Annotated in this window: 13 protein-coding genes; 6 read left to right on the top strand and 7 right to left on the bottom strand. The window is 55.3% G+C overall.

The window, feature by feature from the left end; genetic code table 11:
• Positions 1–242: 242 nt before the first annotated feature.
• On the bottom strand, positions 243–2,522 hold the full coding sequence (locus O5O45_RS21840) for an Ig-like domain-containing protein (protein WP_305901451.1): 2,280 nt from the start codon (positions 2,520–2,522) through the stop codon (positions 243–245).
• Positions 2,523–3,141: 619 nt separating this feature from the next.
• On the opposite strand from O5O45_RS21840, the gene O5O45_RS21835 reads away from it, so the two are divergent.
• On the top strand, positions 3,142–3,852 hold the full coding sequence (locus O5O45_RS21835; protein WP_305901450.1) for a DUF1223 domain-containing protein: 711 nt from the start codon (positions 3,142–3,144) through the stop codon (positions 3,850–3,852).
• Between the two features lie 14 nt (positions 3,853–3,866).
• Here O5O45_RS21835 and O5O45_RS21830 read toward each other — a convergent pair whose 3' ends face one another.
• Positions 3,867–4,340, bottom strand: a complete 474-nt coding sequence (locus O5O45_RS21830) for a type III secretion system chaperone (protein WP_305901449.1) — start codon at positions 4,338–4,340, stop codon at positions 3,867–3,869.
• A 228-nt stretch (positions 4,341–4,568) separates the two neighbouring features.
• On the bottom strand, positions 4,569–5,999 hold the full coding sequence (gene lpdA / locus O5O45_RS21825) for a dihydrolipoyl dehydrogenase (protein ID WP_305901448.1): 1,431 nt from the start codon (positions 5,997–5,999) through the stop codon (positions 4,569–4,571).
• Positions 6,000–6,244: 245 nt separating this feature from the next.
• On the opposite strand from lpdA, the gene O5O45_RS21820 reads away from it, so the two are divergent.
• The 5 genes from O5O45_RS21820 (at position 6,245) to O5O45_RS21800 (ending at position 9,627) form a co-directional block, all read left to right on the top strand.
• Positions 6,245–6,727: a DUF2059 domain-containing protein gene (locus tag O5O45_RS21820; protein ID WP_305901447.1), complete on the top strand. Its 483-nt coding sequence runs from the start codon at positions 6,245–6,247 to the stop codon at positions 6,725–6,727.
• 460 nt (positions 6,728–7,187) lie between these two features.
• Entirely contained in the window at positions 7,188–7,415 is a 228-nt protein-coding gene (locus tag O5O45_RS21815) for a hypothetical protein (RefSeq protein ID WP_305901446.1), read from the top strand.
• A gap of 274 nt (positions 7,416–7,689) precedes the next feature.
• Positions 7,690–8,505, top strand: a complete 816-nt coding sequence (locus tag O5O45_RS21810) for an AraC family transcriptional regulator (protein ID WP_305901445.1) — start codon at positions 7,690–7,692, stop codon at positions 8,503–8,505.
• A 73-nt stretch (positions 8,506–8,578) separates the two neighbouring features.
• Positions 8,579–9,316, top strand: coding sequence for an AzlC family ABC transporter permease (locus O5O45_RS21805; RefSeq protein ID WP_305901444.1), 738 nt, complete (start codon positions 8,579–8,581; stop codon positions 9,314–9,316).
• Positions 9,316–9,627, top strand: a complete 312-nt coding sequence (locus O5O45_RS21800; RefSeq protein WP_305901443.1) for an AzlD domain-containing protein — start codon at positions 9,316–9,318, stop codon at positions 9,625–9,627. The genes O5O45_RS21805 and O5O45_RS21800 overlap by 1 nt, the downstream gene beginning before the upstream one ends.
• A 69-nt stretch (positions 9,628–9,696) precedes the next feature.
• On the opposite strand, the gene O5O45_RS21795 is transcribed toward O5O45_RS21800, so the two are convergent.
• The 4 genes from O5O45_RS21795 to O5O45_RS21780 all read right to left on the bottom strand — a co-directional run bounded on the left by O5O45_RS21795 (position 9,697) and on the right by O5O45_RS21780 (position 15,455).
• Positions 9,697–10,407: a CARDB domain-containing protein gene (locus O5O45_RS21795; RefSeq protein ID WP_305901442.1), complete on the bottom strand. Its 711-nt coding sequence runs from the start codon at positions 10,405–10,407 to the stop codon at positions 9,697–9,699.
• Positions 10,408–10,550: 143 nt separating this feature from the next.
• On the bottom strand, positions 10,551–11,153 hold the full coding sequence (locus O5O45_RS21790; RefSeq protein ID WP_305901441.1) for a hypothetical protein: 603 nt from the start codon (positions 11,151–11,153) through the stop codon (positions 10,551–10,553).
• A 271-nt stretch (positions 11,154–11,424) separates the two neighbouring features.
• Entirely contained in the window at positions 11,425–13,791 is a 2,367-nt protein-coding gene (locus tag O5O45_RS21785) for a helicase C-terminal domain-containing protein (protein ID WP_305901440.1), read from the bottom strand.
• Positions 13,782–15,455: a VRR-NUC domain-containing protein gene (locus tag O5O45_RS21780; RefSeq protein ID WP_305901439.1), complete on the bottom strand. Its 1,674-nt coding sequence runs from the start codon at positions 15,453–15,455 to the stop codon at positions 13,782–13,784. The genes O5O45_RS21785 and O5O45_RS21780 overlap by 10 nt, the downstream gene beginning before the upstream one ends.
• Positions 15,456–15,460: the final 5 nt, after the last annotated feature.

Below are 15,460 nucleotides of genomic sequence, written 5' to 3'. Positions count from 1 at the left end.
TTCAAGTGAGCGGGGGTACGTGAAGATACCTGTGACGGCGGTCTTATTCGGCAAAGTGAGGGGTTGCCATTAATGCATCTTACTGTTTTATATGAAAATATCTGTTTGATGACTTTTGTGTAGAAATTGTAATTGGTGAATTGCTAGCCGATTAGGTTAATCGATATACCCAGTGACGAGAGGGGTGGGATAGGGAGAAGAACAGGGGAAAAAAGGGCGCCGAAAGGCGCCCAAGGCAGTGACTATAAACCGTTGAGGAACGGCTTATGGTTCTTCAGATATTCGTTGTTGTTGACGCGATCCCAGTTGATGGACCAGGTCATCAGGCCTTTGAAACCTGGATAGCCATCAGGATTCTGCAACTGGTAAGAACCGCCGAAAGACTGTCCTTTCACCAGATAGTTGACGGCTTGATGCACGACGGATGGCGAGGTGTAGCCGCTGCCTGCGGCCGAAGCCGAGGCGGGCAGGCCGATCGCCACTTTTTCCGCCGGCAGGGGTGGGAAACGGTTATTGGCATTACCGCCCACAGGGAAGCCGGCTAACAGCATTTCCGCCATAGCGACGTGGAAGTCCGCGGTGCTGACGCTGTAGCACTTGCCGTCCAGCCCCAGCATGCAGCCGGAGTTATAGTGCTGCACATGAATGAAGCTGAGTTCATTGCGCAAGGCGTGAATGACCGGTAAGTAAGCGCCCGAGCCGCCGCCATAAGCGCTGAACCCGCCTTGTACGTAGTAGGTTTCCGGCGCCATGGTCAACATCAGGGCGCCGCCGAAATTACCGATAATGCGCTTGCTGGCGGAGATCAGGTGCGTCAGTACCGGAGATTTCGGATTTTTGAAGTCGGTGTCGCCAGCGTCCAGAGACAAAGAACTGCCCTCCAGATCGATATCGAATCCGTCGAAGCCGTATTCGCGAATCAGCGCGGTCATGCTATCGACGAACTCCTGTTCTGCGTTGGCGTCAGTCAGCCTCACCACGGCTTCCGCGCCGCCGATGGAGATAATGACTTTCTGGCCGCGAGCCTGCACGGCGGCGATATCCGCTTTCATCTGCTCCGGTGAAATCTGAAACGGAGAGAATTCCATGTCGGAATGGCTGCCCAGTTTGGGCGTGGCGAAGGCGACATCGATGACATCCCAATCTGGTGAGACGTCAGGCAGTCTTACGAAGCCGGAGCCATTGTCGAAATTGTGCCAGTAACCCACGATGACGCGATCGGACGTCTTGCCGCCGAGCACTGTCAACAATATCGGCGCGGATGTGGCTTCATAGCCGTCTTTGTCCGTCGCGGTGACGGTAAGCTGATACTGGCCTTCCGCCGTTGGCGTCCAATTACTTTGGTAAGGGGCGCTAGCGTCTGTGGAAATGGACACGCCGTTGACGAAGAACTCGACCTTGGCGATCGCTCCGTTGATGGAGCTGGCGCTGGCGTTAATACTGACGTTGGCGCCGAGGGAGATGCGAGCGTTGTTTTGCGGCGATGTAATCGCAGTCGCGACGGCTTCATCGCTGACAGTGATGGTGACGCTGTCGGACGTAGTGGATTTCCCCCCGTCGTCTTTGGCGACCGCGGTCAACGTATGCTGGCCGACAGGCGCATTCAGCCATTCATAGGCATAAGGCGCGTTTACAGTGCTACCCAGCAGGTTTGAGCCTTCATAGAAAGAGACTTCCGTGACCATGCCGTCGCTGTCAGAAGCGTTCGCCTTCAGATTGATCGCCGTACCGGAGAGGATGATCGCGCCATCTGTCGGCTCGGTCAGAGAAACGGTCGGTGCGGCGTTGCCGTCGCTGCATACGCCAAGATCGCCCCAGGCTTGTTCCCAGTAAAGCCCTTTGCCAGGCTCGTACGCCCAGGCGGCGCTGGAAGAGCACCATCCGCCCACCTTGCACTCGTAAACCCGTCCCAGGTTTTGTACGTGATCGCCATTGGCGTATGCGTTTCCTGCTGCGTATTGCGGGGCGTCGCAGTCTGTGGAGGGCGGTTGCGTGTCATCATCGGTGACATTAATTGAAATGGTTGCTGACTCACCCTGTGCGGAGCGGTCATCAGTAGCGACGACCTTCAGGGTATGTTCGCCAGCGGTGGCGGTCCAGGTCGCTGCATAGGGCGCGCTGGCGTCCTGGGCGATTTGCGCGCCGTCCACGAAGAAGGCGACGCTGGATACCGAACCGTCTGCATCGGCGGCTTCCGCGTTAATCGCGACCGTCGCCCCAACTTTGAATGACTGCCCTGCGCCGGGGGAAGTCAGCTTGGCGGTGGGGCGTTGGTTGCCGCCGGCGCCATCGCAGGCGCCTTCCGCTTTCCATTCCTGCCATTGTCCGGAATGGGCTTCCGGGTCTGCGCCTTGGTTCCACCAGTTGGCGGTGTAGGCGTTGTGCTTGTGCTGGACAGTTTTGCCGCCGACATAAACGGCGGCGGCGTCCCAGTTGCTAAGTCCTGCGCAGTCATAGGCCATTGCCGGCCCGGCTGCGATAAGCGCGGCGATAGCCGTCGCTTTAAGTCCCTGCTTAATCATTGGCGATACCTTATGTAATTGTCAGGTTTAAAAGGCCGACGCGCTCACTGCGCGCGTCGGAATCTCCCGAGGAAGCTTTACGCCGGTGGGGCTGGAGCCGAGTTCACAACTTCGACATAGCCAATGCGGTATTAGCGCGCCAGCAGCCATGACGGACGGAAGACGGCGCCCGTCATGTCGCCCCCGGTAATTCGTCGCGACGAGAGTGTTTGCTGGTGCTTAAATAAGTAACGCCTTTGTCCGTGGTCATTCAGACGGGACAAGACGTTGAAGTGGAATCGTTTTCATTATGTGTGCGAAATACTCTAGCTTTCCTTCGAAATATTGCAAACCCCCATTTGGACTACAACCAGGGGTATGAGAGATAACAAACGCGCCTTATAACGATGCTTTGGCGTGGCTTATTCTTGAGGGGCCACTACTTTCTTTGGAAAGCGTTTTCAATGACAACTGTCGAGGCCAGATATTGATAAGAGGTTCAAAATGGAATCGACGCAGCAGGGCGTACAGGGGAACTGATTGTCTTCCGTGTACTCTAAACCGACAGACTTTGGTTTTATTCAATACTCAGGGGCTGCCGTCCAAACGTCAACAGCCCCTGAAGCGCGAGGAGCGAAAAGTGAAAGCTAATCTGTTTGCATGGTTATTGTTGGCGTGGCCATTATTGGCGTCGGGGCAGGAGTTTGTCAGCGCCAGGCAGGCCACAGATGTGGTTGAGCTCTTTACCTCCGAAGGCTGCAGCAGTTGTCCTCGTGCGGATGAGTGGCTGTCGGAAATGAAAGGGGATAAGGGGCTGTTTAAAGACTTCATTCCCATGGCCTTTCATGTGGATTATTGGAATCAACTGGGCTGGACGGATCGTTTTTCGCGGGAGGAGTACAGTGAAAGGCAGCGGGATTACGTGCGTTCGGGCCTGGTCGCCCATGTTTACACGCCGGGGATCGTGGTGAACAGCAAGGAGTGGCGTCGTTGGTTTTCCGGGGCTAGACGATGGCGCAGCGGTGACGCCAAGCCCGGCGTGTTGTCGGCGCAGTTGCAGGATGGTCGTTTACATGCCTCGTTCGCGGATCAAAGCAAAGCTGTTTTAAATGTCGCATACCTGGGTGTAGGGTTGACGTCCGAGGTCAAGGCGGGGGAAAACCGCGGACGTATGCTGATACATGATTTTGTCGTGCTGGACAGGGTGCAGACGACGGGGGAAGGCGAGTGGAATATCGAACTTCCCCCGCCGCCGCAGATAGGCCAGGAGAAAACGGCGTTGGCGATTTGGGTGTCGCCGCCGGATTCTCCCCGTATTATTCAGGCTGTCGGCGGATACCTTCAGCCTTAATGCGCTGCGAGACGTCAGAGCGCTTGATGGCGGGCGTGCAGGACGCTTGCGCCGAAGTGTTGTGGGCTGCATGGCTTAGGCGTGCTCTGGGGCGTCTCCAGTTCCTGCCTGAGCGACTGGCGCAGATCCATCATGTTCAGCAGGATGGCGGCCATTTCGCTGTCGTCCAGGCTGAGCGCTTCGCGACTCATGCACAGCTCCACCGCTCCCGAGTGTTCTGATAGCGCCAGCCATGCCCCCAATGTAGTCTCAGGTTGTGAGTTGATATTCAGCAGCTTTGCGTAAAACGCCTCCTTATTGGCGTTGGGAGGCTGCGTCAGAGGCATTCTGAATACCACCGTTTCTGAATCCCGGCTGACCTGCACGTGCAAACGGGACTCCTGATCAAAGGAGAGCGTGCAGTAGCCGTTCTTCAGCGTCAGATCAACGCCGCAACGGTTTCCTATCACCTGCAGCAATTGATGAATATGCGTTTGATATAGAGTCATATTGGAACTCGCTAAACTCCTGTGGTTGATACTACCCGGTATAAATGCAGCGCCGACTCGTCCTGCTGGTCATAGCGCCTCAACTTGTAAGTAACAGGGAAAGCGAAAAAGTTCCTAGTCCAAAAAGATTATATCTGCTTGGCGCATCCAGACATTAATTGATCCTGGACTGCGTTGGAAACAAAAAAGCCGGCATGGAAGCCGGCTTTAGGATAGCGAGTGAGGTGATCAGGATTTCTTGATCTTCGCCATGGGGTTGGGCAGGTCAGTAATGGTGCCCGCCGCCAGCTCGCCCGCCAAGCCAACAGTTTCGTGCAGCGTTGGGTGAGCGTGAATGGTCAACGCCAGGTCTTCCACGTCTGCGCCGAACTCAATAGCCAGACTCAGTTCGCCCAACAGTTCGCCGGCGTTAATGCCCACGATGCCGCCGCCAATCAGCGTGCCGTCTTCTTTGTAGATCAACTTGGTTTTACCTTCGCTGCGCGCGGCGCCTAAAGCGCGTCCGCTGGCTACCCAGGGGAATACAGCGGTTTTGTAGGGGATGCCGGCCGCTTTGGCTTCTTTCTCGGTCAAACCAGTCCAGGCGATTTCCGGGTTGGTGTAGGCGATGGAGGGAATCACTTTAGGATCGAACACGCACTTGTGACCTGCGATCACTTCCGCCGCTACATGGCCCTGATGGGTGGCTTTGTGAGCCAGCATCGGGTTGCCGGCGATGTCGCCGATGGCGTAGATGTGCGGTACGTTGGTGCGCTGCTGGTTGTCAGTGTTGATGAAACCGCGTTCATCCACTTGGATGCCCGCTTTTTCGGCGCCGATCTTCTTACCATTGGGAGAGCGGCCCACCGCCACCAGGATGGCGTCATAAGACTGCTGGCCTTCTGGCGCGTTCTTGCCTTCGAAAGTCACGTACAGCCCGTCTTTCTTCGCTTCCACCGCAGTTACTTTGGTGGACAGCATGACATTGAACTGGTCTTTGACGAATTTGCTGTAGACGGCGATCAGGTCTTTGTCCGCAGCAGGTACTAGCTGGTCGGCGAATTCGACGATGCTGACTTCGCTGCCCAGGGCTTCATATACAGTGCCCATTTCCAGGCCAATGATGCCGCCGCCAACGATTAGCAGGCGTTTGGGTATTTCTTTCAGTTCCAGTGCTGAGGTGGAGTCCAGAACGCGGGGGTCGTCGTGGGGAATGAAAGGCAGCTTAACGCTTTGTGAACCTGCTGCGATGATGCAGTGATCAAAAGTAATTTCGGTTTTGACGCCGTCATTGTCCACGGTAATCTGGTTGGGGCCGGCGAATTCGCCGTAACCGTGCACCACTTTTACTTTACGGCCTTTGGCCATGCCCTGGATGCCCTGGGTCAGCTTCTTGACCGTGTTGTCTTTGAACGCGCGCACTTTATCCAGGTCTACTTCCGGTTTGGCGTAAGTAACGCCCACAGCGGAGGCGGAATGCGCTTCTTCCATAACGTAAGCGACGTGCAGGAGCGCTTTGGACGGAATACAGCCTACATTAAGACAAACGCCGCCCAAGGATGAATAGCGTTCAATCAAGGTTACTTCCAAGCCCATATCCGCGGCTCTGAACGCTGCGGAGTAGCCCCCCGGTCCGCTGCCCAACACTACAACCTGGGAATGAGTCGTTTGCCCGGCCATATAGTCTCCTTAGTTGTCTTCTAGGTTAGATTTTTTACCAGCTAGGCAAACTAAAGGCTTATTCTCACCGGGTCAATAAGATGTTTGTCGACGGGATCTGACGGCGGTTTGGGGCGTATGGGCGATGCGCCTTCAGCGCCTGGGGAAAACCCCAGGTTGTAGTGAATTGCAGGGCGTCAGAGTGAATGATTCGTTACAATGGCCGCAGCGTCTGACTATAAATCTATTGATTCCCAAGGAGAAAAATGATGTTGAAATCTGTAGTCGCCTGCGTCATGACGGCGGTTCTGCTCAGCCCTTCCGCTTTTGCTGCGGATGATGGCGCCAAGAAAGCCGCCGCCAAACTGTTGGACGTCATGAATATGGAAGTCATGATGGAGCACTCCATCGAGCAAATGATGACGATTCAGTTGCAGCAAAATCCCAATCTGGCGCCTTTCCGGGATGTCATGATGAAGTACTTTAAAAAGCAGATGAGCTACGACACTCTGAAGGGAGACTTCGTAAATATCTACGCGGATGCTTTCACTGAAAAAGAGCTCAATGAGATTATTGCTTTCTATCAGACCGAAACCGGCCAGAAAGCCATTCAAAAAATGCCGGAGTTAATGAGTAAGGGCGCACAATTGGGCGCCACTCGCGTGCAGGCGAATATTCAGGAACTGGAGCAGATGATCAAGGCGGAAGCCGAGCGTCTGAAAACTGAGGGCGGTCCTACTCCTCAGTAAAACGTTTCCGGCACAAGGATGTGTCGCGGCTTTCAACTATTTCTTCAAATCTCTTCGTCACTATACTGCTCAATTATCGCTCTTTTTAACCGACCTGACGGCGTGTCAGGGATCTGGGCTTTTTCCTGAACTTTCCTTCAAACATGCTGAATGGTTAGATTTCTGGAAAAATTTTGAACGATGTTCATTTATCGGGAGCCCAGGCCTGGTCTGGACTAGGACAAATATAGATCCTTTGGGTGATCGCCTGGAAACGGTTCCCGTCCTATACTCGGCGGTTTCGAGAAAAAGATAGTTACTCATGTTTGGGTGTAGCTTGCGGAGGCGGATTTGATAAGTGTTCCAGCAAGTCTATGGCGCGGTCCATGGGATCACAGCAAGTTTCGAAACGCTGCAACCGATGTGGTGGAAACGACCCAAGCGAATCAGAATTTCTTAAACGATACAGGTAGTAATGCATATGGATAAGCAAAAGCAGCCCACGCCTCAGCAAATGGTTGAGGAGGCCATCAAACGCTACGCTCCGATATATGTTCCTGATGCGCCGCAATGGGCGGAGGAGCAGATCTGGACGACTACGGATGAACAACGGGACTGCCGATATCGCAGAAATATGGGACTGCGCCAGATCGCAGAAGTCATGAATGGCGGAGTCGCTGCTTCTCAGGTAAAAAGAAAGAAGAGCTGATTTTCATTAAGAATGGCTGCAGGCGCTGGTTTCAGCGACCTGGCTGTCAGCCGCTTAGCTTCTCAACAGTCCCGCGCCTGTTCGTCCGCTCCGCCAAACTCGAATTAATTAACCCCCTCTTCGCATCTACAGCCTCATTTGGAACCTTAACGCGCGTTATCCGCAACGCAAAGAGCAAAAACGTACAATACAGCCGTTAATGAAGCCGCTAGACTGGCTCTATATTGGGCCTTCCCATCTATCGTTAAATGACCTTTATCATGAGTGTCGGTTTGTGATTGAGCATGCTAAGTATTGGCAGGATAAAGCGCTCGGCGGCGTCGAGATTCTGAAAGCCACCTTCGTCAAACAGCACTTTCCCCGGCATGTGCACGAGGGTTATTGCGTGGCGGTCATTGAAAAAGGGGCGCAGCATTTCCTTCGCGATGGCGCTGAGCATACTGCGCCTGTCGGCAGTATTGTCTTGGTCAATTCCGATCAGGTGCATACGGGACGCACTGCGACGGAAGAAGGGTGGTCTTATCGGGCGATTTATCCCACCCCGGCCGAGCTGGCGCCGGTTATCGCGGATATATTCGGCCCCGGCGTTGAGCCGTGGTTTCCGGAGCCGGTGGTGCGCGATCCGCAGTTGGCCAGAGGGCTGCAGGTTCTGCACTGCCTTTTGGAGCAGGGCGATGAGCCACTGCACTGCGAAACGCTGTATTACCAGATGATGGGACAGCTGATGCAACGGCATGCCCGTATGCGTCCCCGTCAGCTTCTGGAAAAAGGCGGTTCGCACTGGGCGGTGGCCAAAGTGAAGGAATATCTGCAGGCGCACTATGCCGACGCGGTTTCATTAAAGGATCTGACGGACTGTACAGGGTTGAGCCCCAGCTATCTGACACGGCTGTTTACGCGGATGACGGACATGCCCCCGCATGCATATTTGAATCAGGTGCGGGTAAGCCGCGCGCAACAGTTGCTGCGGATGGGACTTAGCCTGACGGATGTGGCGGCGGCAACCGGGTTTTCTGATCAAAGCCACTTAAGCCGTCACTTCCAGCGAATTATGGGCGTCTCCCCCGGGCGTTTTGCGAAAGTCTGTTAGATTGACAACTCCGCAGCGCCCATCCTCGACGCTTTCTATGAGCGACTAATAATTTTCTGAGAGCAGTTCTATTATGACGACTCACGTATTTGAATCGCCCGGACAGGCGTTTCGAGCCGGCGCACAGAACACGATTCCTTTGATCGTCGGCGCTATTCCATTTGGCATCGTATTCGGCACTCTGGGACCGGTGAATGGGCTGTCTTTTGAAGCGACGCTGGCGATGTCTTTGATTGTATTCGCCGGCTCCGCGCAATTTATCTCCCTGGGCTTATTGGCGGCGGGAGCGTCCCCTTGGTTGATCGTTCTGACTACCTTTGTGGTTAACCTGCGTCACTTGCTGTACGCCGTCACCCTGATTCCCATGGTGCGCACCTTGCCGCAGCGCTGGCGGGCGCCGATGGCGTTTTGGCTGACGGATGAAACCTTCGCCGTTGTCGCCGGCCGCATGGGGGACGAGCATACGGGGCAGTTTCACTGGTATTACCTGGGGTCTGCGTTATCCATGTACCTCAATTGGCAACTCTGCACTCTGTTGGGATTGACTTTGGGTGAATGGGTTCCTGATATCGAAAACTGGGGGCTGGATGTGGCCATGGCGGTGACCTTCATCGGTATTGTGGCGCCACAGGTAGTTAACCGTCCTCGCCTGGCGGCGGTGTTGGCGGCTGGCGTCTGCTCGGTATGGTGGCGTGATTGGCCGCATCAGTTGGGGCTGTTTGCGGCGGCGTTGACGGGAATATTCTGCGGTTTGGGCGCGGAAGTAGCGTTGCAAGACCGCAGGTCTGAACTGGCCGAAGGAGGTTGCTGATGGAGTGGGCCATGTTATTGGGCATGATGGCGGTAACCTTTGGCATTCGCTATCTGCCGTTCGCCCTGGCGGACCGGCTGCGCCTCAATCCTTGGGTGGAGAGAGCTTTGAGCTATGCGCCGATGGCGGTCCTGTCGGCGATTATTGCGCCTGCGGTATTAGTTCCCAAAGGCGAACTTTGGCTTGACTGGCGTAACCCTTATCTGGTCGCTGCGGTAGTGGCGGTTATTGTCGCCGCGCTCACCCGAAATCTGCTGGCGACTATCGCCGCAGGCATGGGGCTTTTCGCTTTATGGCGGTTTTGGCTGTAACACTTTCTATTCTTGGGAGGGAACGACGCCCAGAAGAGCGCCGTTAGCCTGCCTCCTGCGCGGTTATTACTATCCCGGCTTTTTATAGATAGCGGTATTGTTGTTTTCGTCGCACTCGTCCACTTTGTGGGAATAGTCCACCATGAAGTGCAGCTCGGCGTCAGGATCGAATACCCAATAGCCAAGCCGGAACTTAACGCCGGCGGACGCTCCCGGCGCCAATGCAGCGACGGGTTGGACGTCAGACGCGCCCGTACCGGGGTCGTAGACGCGTGCGTCCGTTGCCGCAGACATGCTGACGCCCACATTCGTGACGACAATTTTTATGACGGACTCGCCGGTCGTAGAATCCCATACAGGGTCGTATACCGTACGAATCACCAAATCCGGACCACTGCAATTGCTGACGCAGAGGCAGTAATAGCGTTCGCTGACTACAGTCTTTTCATTGGGCGTTCCCATGAAGCAGGCCGTTTTGTCGTCAAACTGATTGCCGTAGAGCCAGGCGTCTCTGTCCGCCGGTGAAGGAATGGTGTCGAGGTTGTTGGATTTGCACACGTAGGTGCGTTTTATGCCGTCATACGGAGCCTGCTCACCTTCCGCCCGCCATCCCGTCCAGGCCCGGCAGGTTTTCGGACAGGTTAAAGGTCCCTCGTTTTCATAGACGTTTGGATACCAGCCTGCTTTGTAGTGGTTGGAAACGCTGTCCTGAATGGGATCAGCGAATGCATTGGAAATCGCAAGCAAAAGTGCGCTAGAAATACAGCGAAGAAATGTCATGGTGTCCCTCCATCATAATCCTGAAGTGATAAAGGCATCCTGCCCGGGCGTTTATAGTCCATGCCCGGTATGGCTAGTTTAGAGTCGGCGGGATTGTATTGGAAATAACGGAAAGGAACTTATTGGTTTAAGGCGCGGAGCTATTACATCGTTGAGCAATATGCGCTGTTTTCTCTTTCTTTTACACTTTGTAGCATATGCCAGACCACGTATGCATGCACTGCTTCCTCGTTATGAAAATCGGCCAGTGACTGCTTGCTAAAAGCGTCGATGGATTCTTTGCTGGCGTTGTTGGTCAGCCACTTGGAGAAGGAATTAATTAATACCTTTTCTTGATTGGAGTCCTGCTTGACTCTTTGAGTATTTCCCTCAATTTGGCCCACGATAAAGGTGCAAGGATGTTCTGACTCAAGCGCCTTGTCGAAAGTCACCCACAATTTTTCGCTGCCGGTATTAATGCAATAGGCCATGCTTCCACCATCCGCAGGCAGTGCGAGCTCGCAAATACTAAAGTCGCCATTGCTCTCCTGGATATGACTTATAAACGCATTCGACGTGTCACAGGCGGAGAGTAGATGAGTAAAGATAAGCGCCAGAACAACGTGTAACCAAAAGGATACTTTTCTCATGCCAGAAGTTTCTTTTCTTAATTTAGGCTTCTGCGCAGGTGGTTTGTTGGCGCATGCATTGATAGTCAACGCCAGCGTCAATAGAGTCAGGAAGCGGATGATTTTGCGGAAATTCAAGTTTATTGCTCGCATAGGTTGGTGTAATCGGATGGCTCAAATCTAACGCGCTGCCGGATGACGACGCCGTATTATCCTTATTTTGTTGAGAAGTTGTTATTTTTCCTGGCGGACTGCACAACTTTGCCTACACTTAGGAAGACACAGCGAATGCGCAGTCTGCCTCATCAGACCAGCGGTTCGAACCTCTCGAATGATGTTTTCTTGAACGCTACTCGGCCCCTGCTCGGGGCCTTTTTTTATCCCTGAGTTTAAAGCGTCGTATAGTCGCTCAATGGTCATCAGATATTGGGTCTTGCGACCAGAATTGAGTAAGGCCAGTTTGCAGGTGCTGACTGGTTCTGACGAGCTGTGGACGCCAATGTTGTGGGGCTAATGCTGGATAGGGCGGTTTGGTGAAACGGTCGTCCACCAGGATCACGACGCCTTTGTCGGACTCCGTCCGGATTACCCGTCCTGCGGCCTGCACTACCTTTTGCCAGCCCGGCAATTGGTAAGCGTAGGCGAAGCCATCCATGCCCTGGCGCTCAAAATAGGCGCAGATCTGCTCGTTAACCGGGCTGATCTGCGGGAGGCCGGGCCCCAGAATAATACAACCCACCAAGCTGTCTCCGACCATATCAATACTTTCTCCATAAACGCCGCCAATAACGGTGAAACCCAATAAGTCGCGGGCCTTGCGGAAGCGGGTGAGAAAACGCTGCTGATCTTCCTGGCTGGCCTGCCGGGTCTGCTGCGCAAACTCTATCTCTGGATACAGATTGGCGAAGCGTTCGGTGAGCTGTTCCATGTAACTGAATGCGGGCGTGAACACCCAGTAATTACCTGGGCGGGAGGCGATAGTCTGTTGGATCAGCGCGCACACTGCGTCCAGCTGTGCGTCTCTACTGCGCAGTCGGAAGTTTAAATAGGGCGCAATAAACACCCCCAAATGCTCCGGCGGAAAAGGCGACAAGCTGCGCAAAAGCTGAGGATTTTCGTCCAAGCCCAGTACGCTCTGGTAGTAGTACGGCGGCGTCAGTGTCGCGGAAAACAGGGTGACGCCATGGCAGGCCTGCAGCATCGGACGCAGCAAGCGGGCGGGAGACAGGCAGCGTAAACTCAGGACGCGCTGTTGCTCCCAGTCGCGTTCGAAACAGGCGAAATCGTCGCCGATGCTGGGGGACAGACGTATCCAGCCCTGCGCAGTAAAAATCGCCTCCTGCACTTGTCGGTTCAGTTCCGTATCTGTTGACGCCAGTAAATCCTGGGGCGACATCAACCATTGTTCCGCCACGGAGCAAAAATCCTGCAGACGCGCCTCCAGCGCCTGTTGGCCTTTTCCCGGCGCCTGCTCTGTAGTGATATGCATTTGCCTGATTGCTTTGGCGACGGCGGTGGCGTCTTTCCTTAACGCCTTGCACTGGCGTCCAATGCGAGTGAAGGGAATCTCGGACAGTTCCGCAGAGAACAGATCCCGCGCCCGATCAGGAAGATTGTGCGCTTCATCCGCCAGCAGACCGATACGGTTGCGGGCGAAAAGGCTGTCTGATCTGACCTGGGGAGAAAACGCATAGTTATAGTCCCCGATAAGGACATCCACCCAGGGCGCCAGCTCGCCCTGCAAACCGTGAGGGCAGAGGTCGTATTTCAGGGCAATCTCGCGCAAGCGTTCGCCATCCAGCCATGCCGCCGCCAGCGCCTCTTCCCGCGCTTCCGGCAGACGTTGATAGAAGTCTCTGCGGCGCGGACAGTCCAGAGGGTCACAGACGGAATCTCCGCCGCAGATGCGCTCGCGCGCATGCAGGTGCAGCGTGCGCAAAGAACTCGTGTGTAAGCGCATGTCCCGCAACGCTTTCAGAGCGGCCTCCTGAGACGAGGTCTTGGCGGTGATCAGCATCACTTGATCCAGATGACCTTCGCCCATGGCTTTCAGCGCCGGAAACAGCGTCGCCAGCGATTTGCCGCTGCCGGTGGGCGCTTCTATCAGCGCCTGACTGGCGTCGCGTAGGCTGAGATAGGTCTGGCGCGCCAATTCCCGCTGGCCCGGGCGGAATCCGCTATAAGGAAAGTCGAGATCGCGCAGCAGACTGTTACGTTCAAGACGATGCTGCGTCAGACGCCGATACCAGTCTTGCAGACGCTGGAACAGCGCGTCGCTCTCTTGTTGCGACTCTTCGCAGGACATTTCGCTATCGAATTGTGTCTGCTCCATGTCTGGAACGCGCACATAGTTCAGGCGCAGCCTGATTGGCGAAGCAGACGGCGTCGTCTGTTCCCGTCGCCACATCAGCGCATACAAAAGCAGTTGCAATCGGTGTCTTTCCGCCAGTCCAAGGGGGATACGTTGTGGGTCCTGGCGTAGCGTTTTGATTTCCTCGAACAATACATGGTCGTCAGCAATACGGAGGCCGTCTATGCGCCCCTGCAGTTGTAGTTGAAAATCCGCTTCAGAGAGCGTGATCTTTACCGGGGCCTCGCTCACATAATCCGCTGGCCAGCCTTCCTGCACCTGCTTGTGCGCAAGTTGCCCTTCGCGGGCGCTGGCGGTGTCCCGATCCTGGTGATCAAGGTCGCCCAGTTGCGCAAGGAAATGCGCCGCTTCCCGCACGCTGAGTTTGTAGGACAGTTTGTCGGGAGAGGGAGTCTTTATAGCCAAGTGACCTGAACCAGTTGGTAAGGGATGCTGTTCTGCTCGAACGTCGCCATCCAGCGTTTTTGATTGGGTTGCAGGCTGTCGGTGGGACTTTTCACTTCCAGTAATTCGTAACCGCCCTGTTCAGGGAAATAAATCAGGTCTGGAAAACCGCTGCCGTTTTCCCGCAAGTCCCGCAGCATGCGCTGAAAGACCGCCCGCCAATGCTCGCGCGGGATGCGCTCCAACGCTATCTGCAGGCAGACTTCTCCCGCTTCCGGCCAGCCGACGAATGGGTTGCTCAAGCCAAATTTGTCTCGCCATCGCGCCAGAACGACCTCCGGCCAGTCTGCTTCGCCTAATAAAGCAAACGCGGCCTGGATCAGCGCATGACGTTTTTGGGTGAAGCTGGCGTCGTAAAGGTCATGGGGGCGATGTTGATATGGATGGCTGAAAGCGCCGGAGACCGGGGCGAAGACAGCCGGCCAGAAGGTCAGCCCGAATACCGCGTTGAAGAGCCAGTTCTCCACATAGATGCAAACACCGCCTGCGCCGGCGACTTCCTGACGCACCAGTTCTTCTACCCGCAACTCTGGATTGGCGGCGATAGTCAGCAAGCGTTGTAGAGGACGGAAGGGCGGGGTGTGGGGCTTTGTACGCCCCAGTGCTTTAGCGCATTTGTCGGTGAACTGCTCGGCGAAAATCAACTCCGCTTCGGTGTAAGGCGAGTCAATGATGCTTGCGCAGACATCGTGCGCCGCCTCATACTTTTCCTGTTTGAACAGAATGCGGGCGCGGCGCTCGCGAGACGGCGGCTCCTGGGTGCGCAGGTAGACCTGATACGCCAGGTCCAGCTCCTGTAAGCGCTCCAAATCGCGAGCGACTTTATTGCAGAAGCGGTCGTGGCGACGGCGCAGGGAGGCGTTATCCCCCGGCGCAGGTGTGCGGGCGATGATATCGGCGCAAGCGTCGACGCTTAAAGATTCGAGAGCAGAATATTCGTCCGCCAGCGCCACCAGCTGCTTGATGCGATCAATATCCTCTCGTGTGGCGAATAGTCGATGCTCGGGATCAAGCTGATAGTTTTCGTAGCGAATGACGCCCAGGTCCGAGGTGACGAAAGTGGTCAGGTCCTGATAGAGGTTGCCGAAAAACAGCAGCCGGAACAGCAACACCAAATCGGTATGGTTGAGGTGCAGAAAGCGGAAATCGCTCTGCTGATAAATGTCCGCGCAGGTCAGCACAAGGCCATCCAGCAGCCTGTCGCGTTTGCTGCTGCGAGGGGCGTCCGCGCGCCAGTTCTGGCGGATTTCCTCTTTGGTCAGCAGCGCCAGTAACGCCGAGACTTCCGCAGCCGGGTTGAACTCAACCCAGCCCCTGTCTGCGAGGATGTCCAGGTCATCGTTAAGTCGGGGAATCTCCGCATAGGCCAGTTTGTCGCTGCGGAACAGGGGGCCTTTGCGACCGTACAGCCTTACCAGTAATGCCTGTTGCGTGCGCGTCAGGGTGCGGAAGTTGCGGATGTAGGCGCTTTCTTCCGCGCTCAGCAGGTTGGCGTACTGAGCCTCCACACAGCTCAACAGGGTAAGGAAGTTGTCCAGGTAATAAAATGGCTGAAGCGGCGGCGCAGTCTCGGGAACGTCCGGATTGGAGGCGGCGTCCAGGTCGACGGCGTTTGTTTCAGGCATAAGGT

It is taken from the genome of Hahella sp. HNIBRBA332 (genome assembly GCF_030719035.1).
In the GTDB taxonomy this organism is placed as follows: domain Bacteria; phylum Pseudomonadota; class Gammaproteobacteria; order Pseudomonadales; family Oleiphilaceae; genus Hahella.
The sequence above is the reverse complement of the archived record's forward strand: the minus strand, read 5'-3'. Positions and strand labels throughout refer to the sequence as shown.

Coding starts and splice junctions, on each gene's coding strand:
- O5O45_RS21840 (WP_305901451.1), bottom strand. CDS start 2,522: ATGATTAAGCAGGGACTTAAAGCGACGGCTATCGCCGCGCTTATCGCA.
- O5O45_RS21830 (WP_305901449.1), bottom strand. CDS start 4,340: ATGACTCTATATCAAACGCATATTCATCAATTGCTGCAGGTGATAGGA.
- lpdA (WP_305901448.1), bottom strand. CDS start 5,999: ATGGCCGGGCAAACGACTCATTCCCAGGTTGTAGTGTTGGGCAGCGGA.
- O5O45_RS21820 (WP_305901447.1), top strand. CDS start 6,245: ATGATGTTGAAATCTGTAGTCGCCTGCGTCATGACGGCGGTTCTGCTC.
- O5O45_RS21815 (WP_305901446.1), top strand. CDS start 7,188: ATGGATAAGCAAAAGCAGCCCACGCCTCAGCAAATGGTTGAGGAGGCC.
- O5O45_RS21805 (WP_305901444.1), top strand. CDS start 8,579: ATGACGACTCACGTATTTGAATCGCCCGGACAGGCGTTTCGAGCCGGC.
- O5O45_RS21800 (WP_305901443.1), top strand. CDS start 9,316: ATGGAGTGGGCCATGTTATTGGGCATGATGGCGGTAACCTTTGGCATT.
- O5O45_RS21795 (WP_305901442.1), bottom strand. CDS start 10,407: ATGACATTTCTTCGCTGTATTTCTAGCGCACTTTTGCTTGCGATTTCC.
- O5O45_RS21780 (WP_305901439.1), bottom strand. CDS start 15,455: ATGCCTGAAACAAACGCCGTCGACCTGGACGCCGCCTCCAATCCGGAC.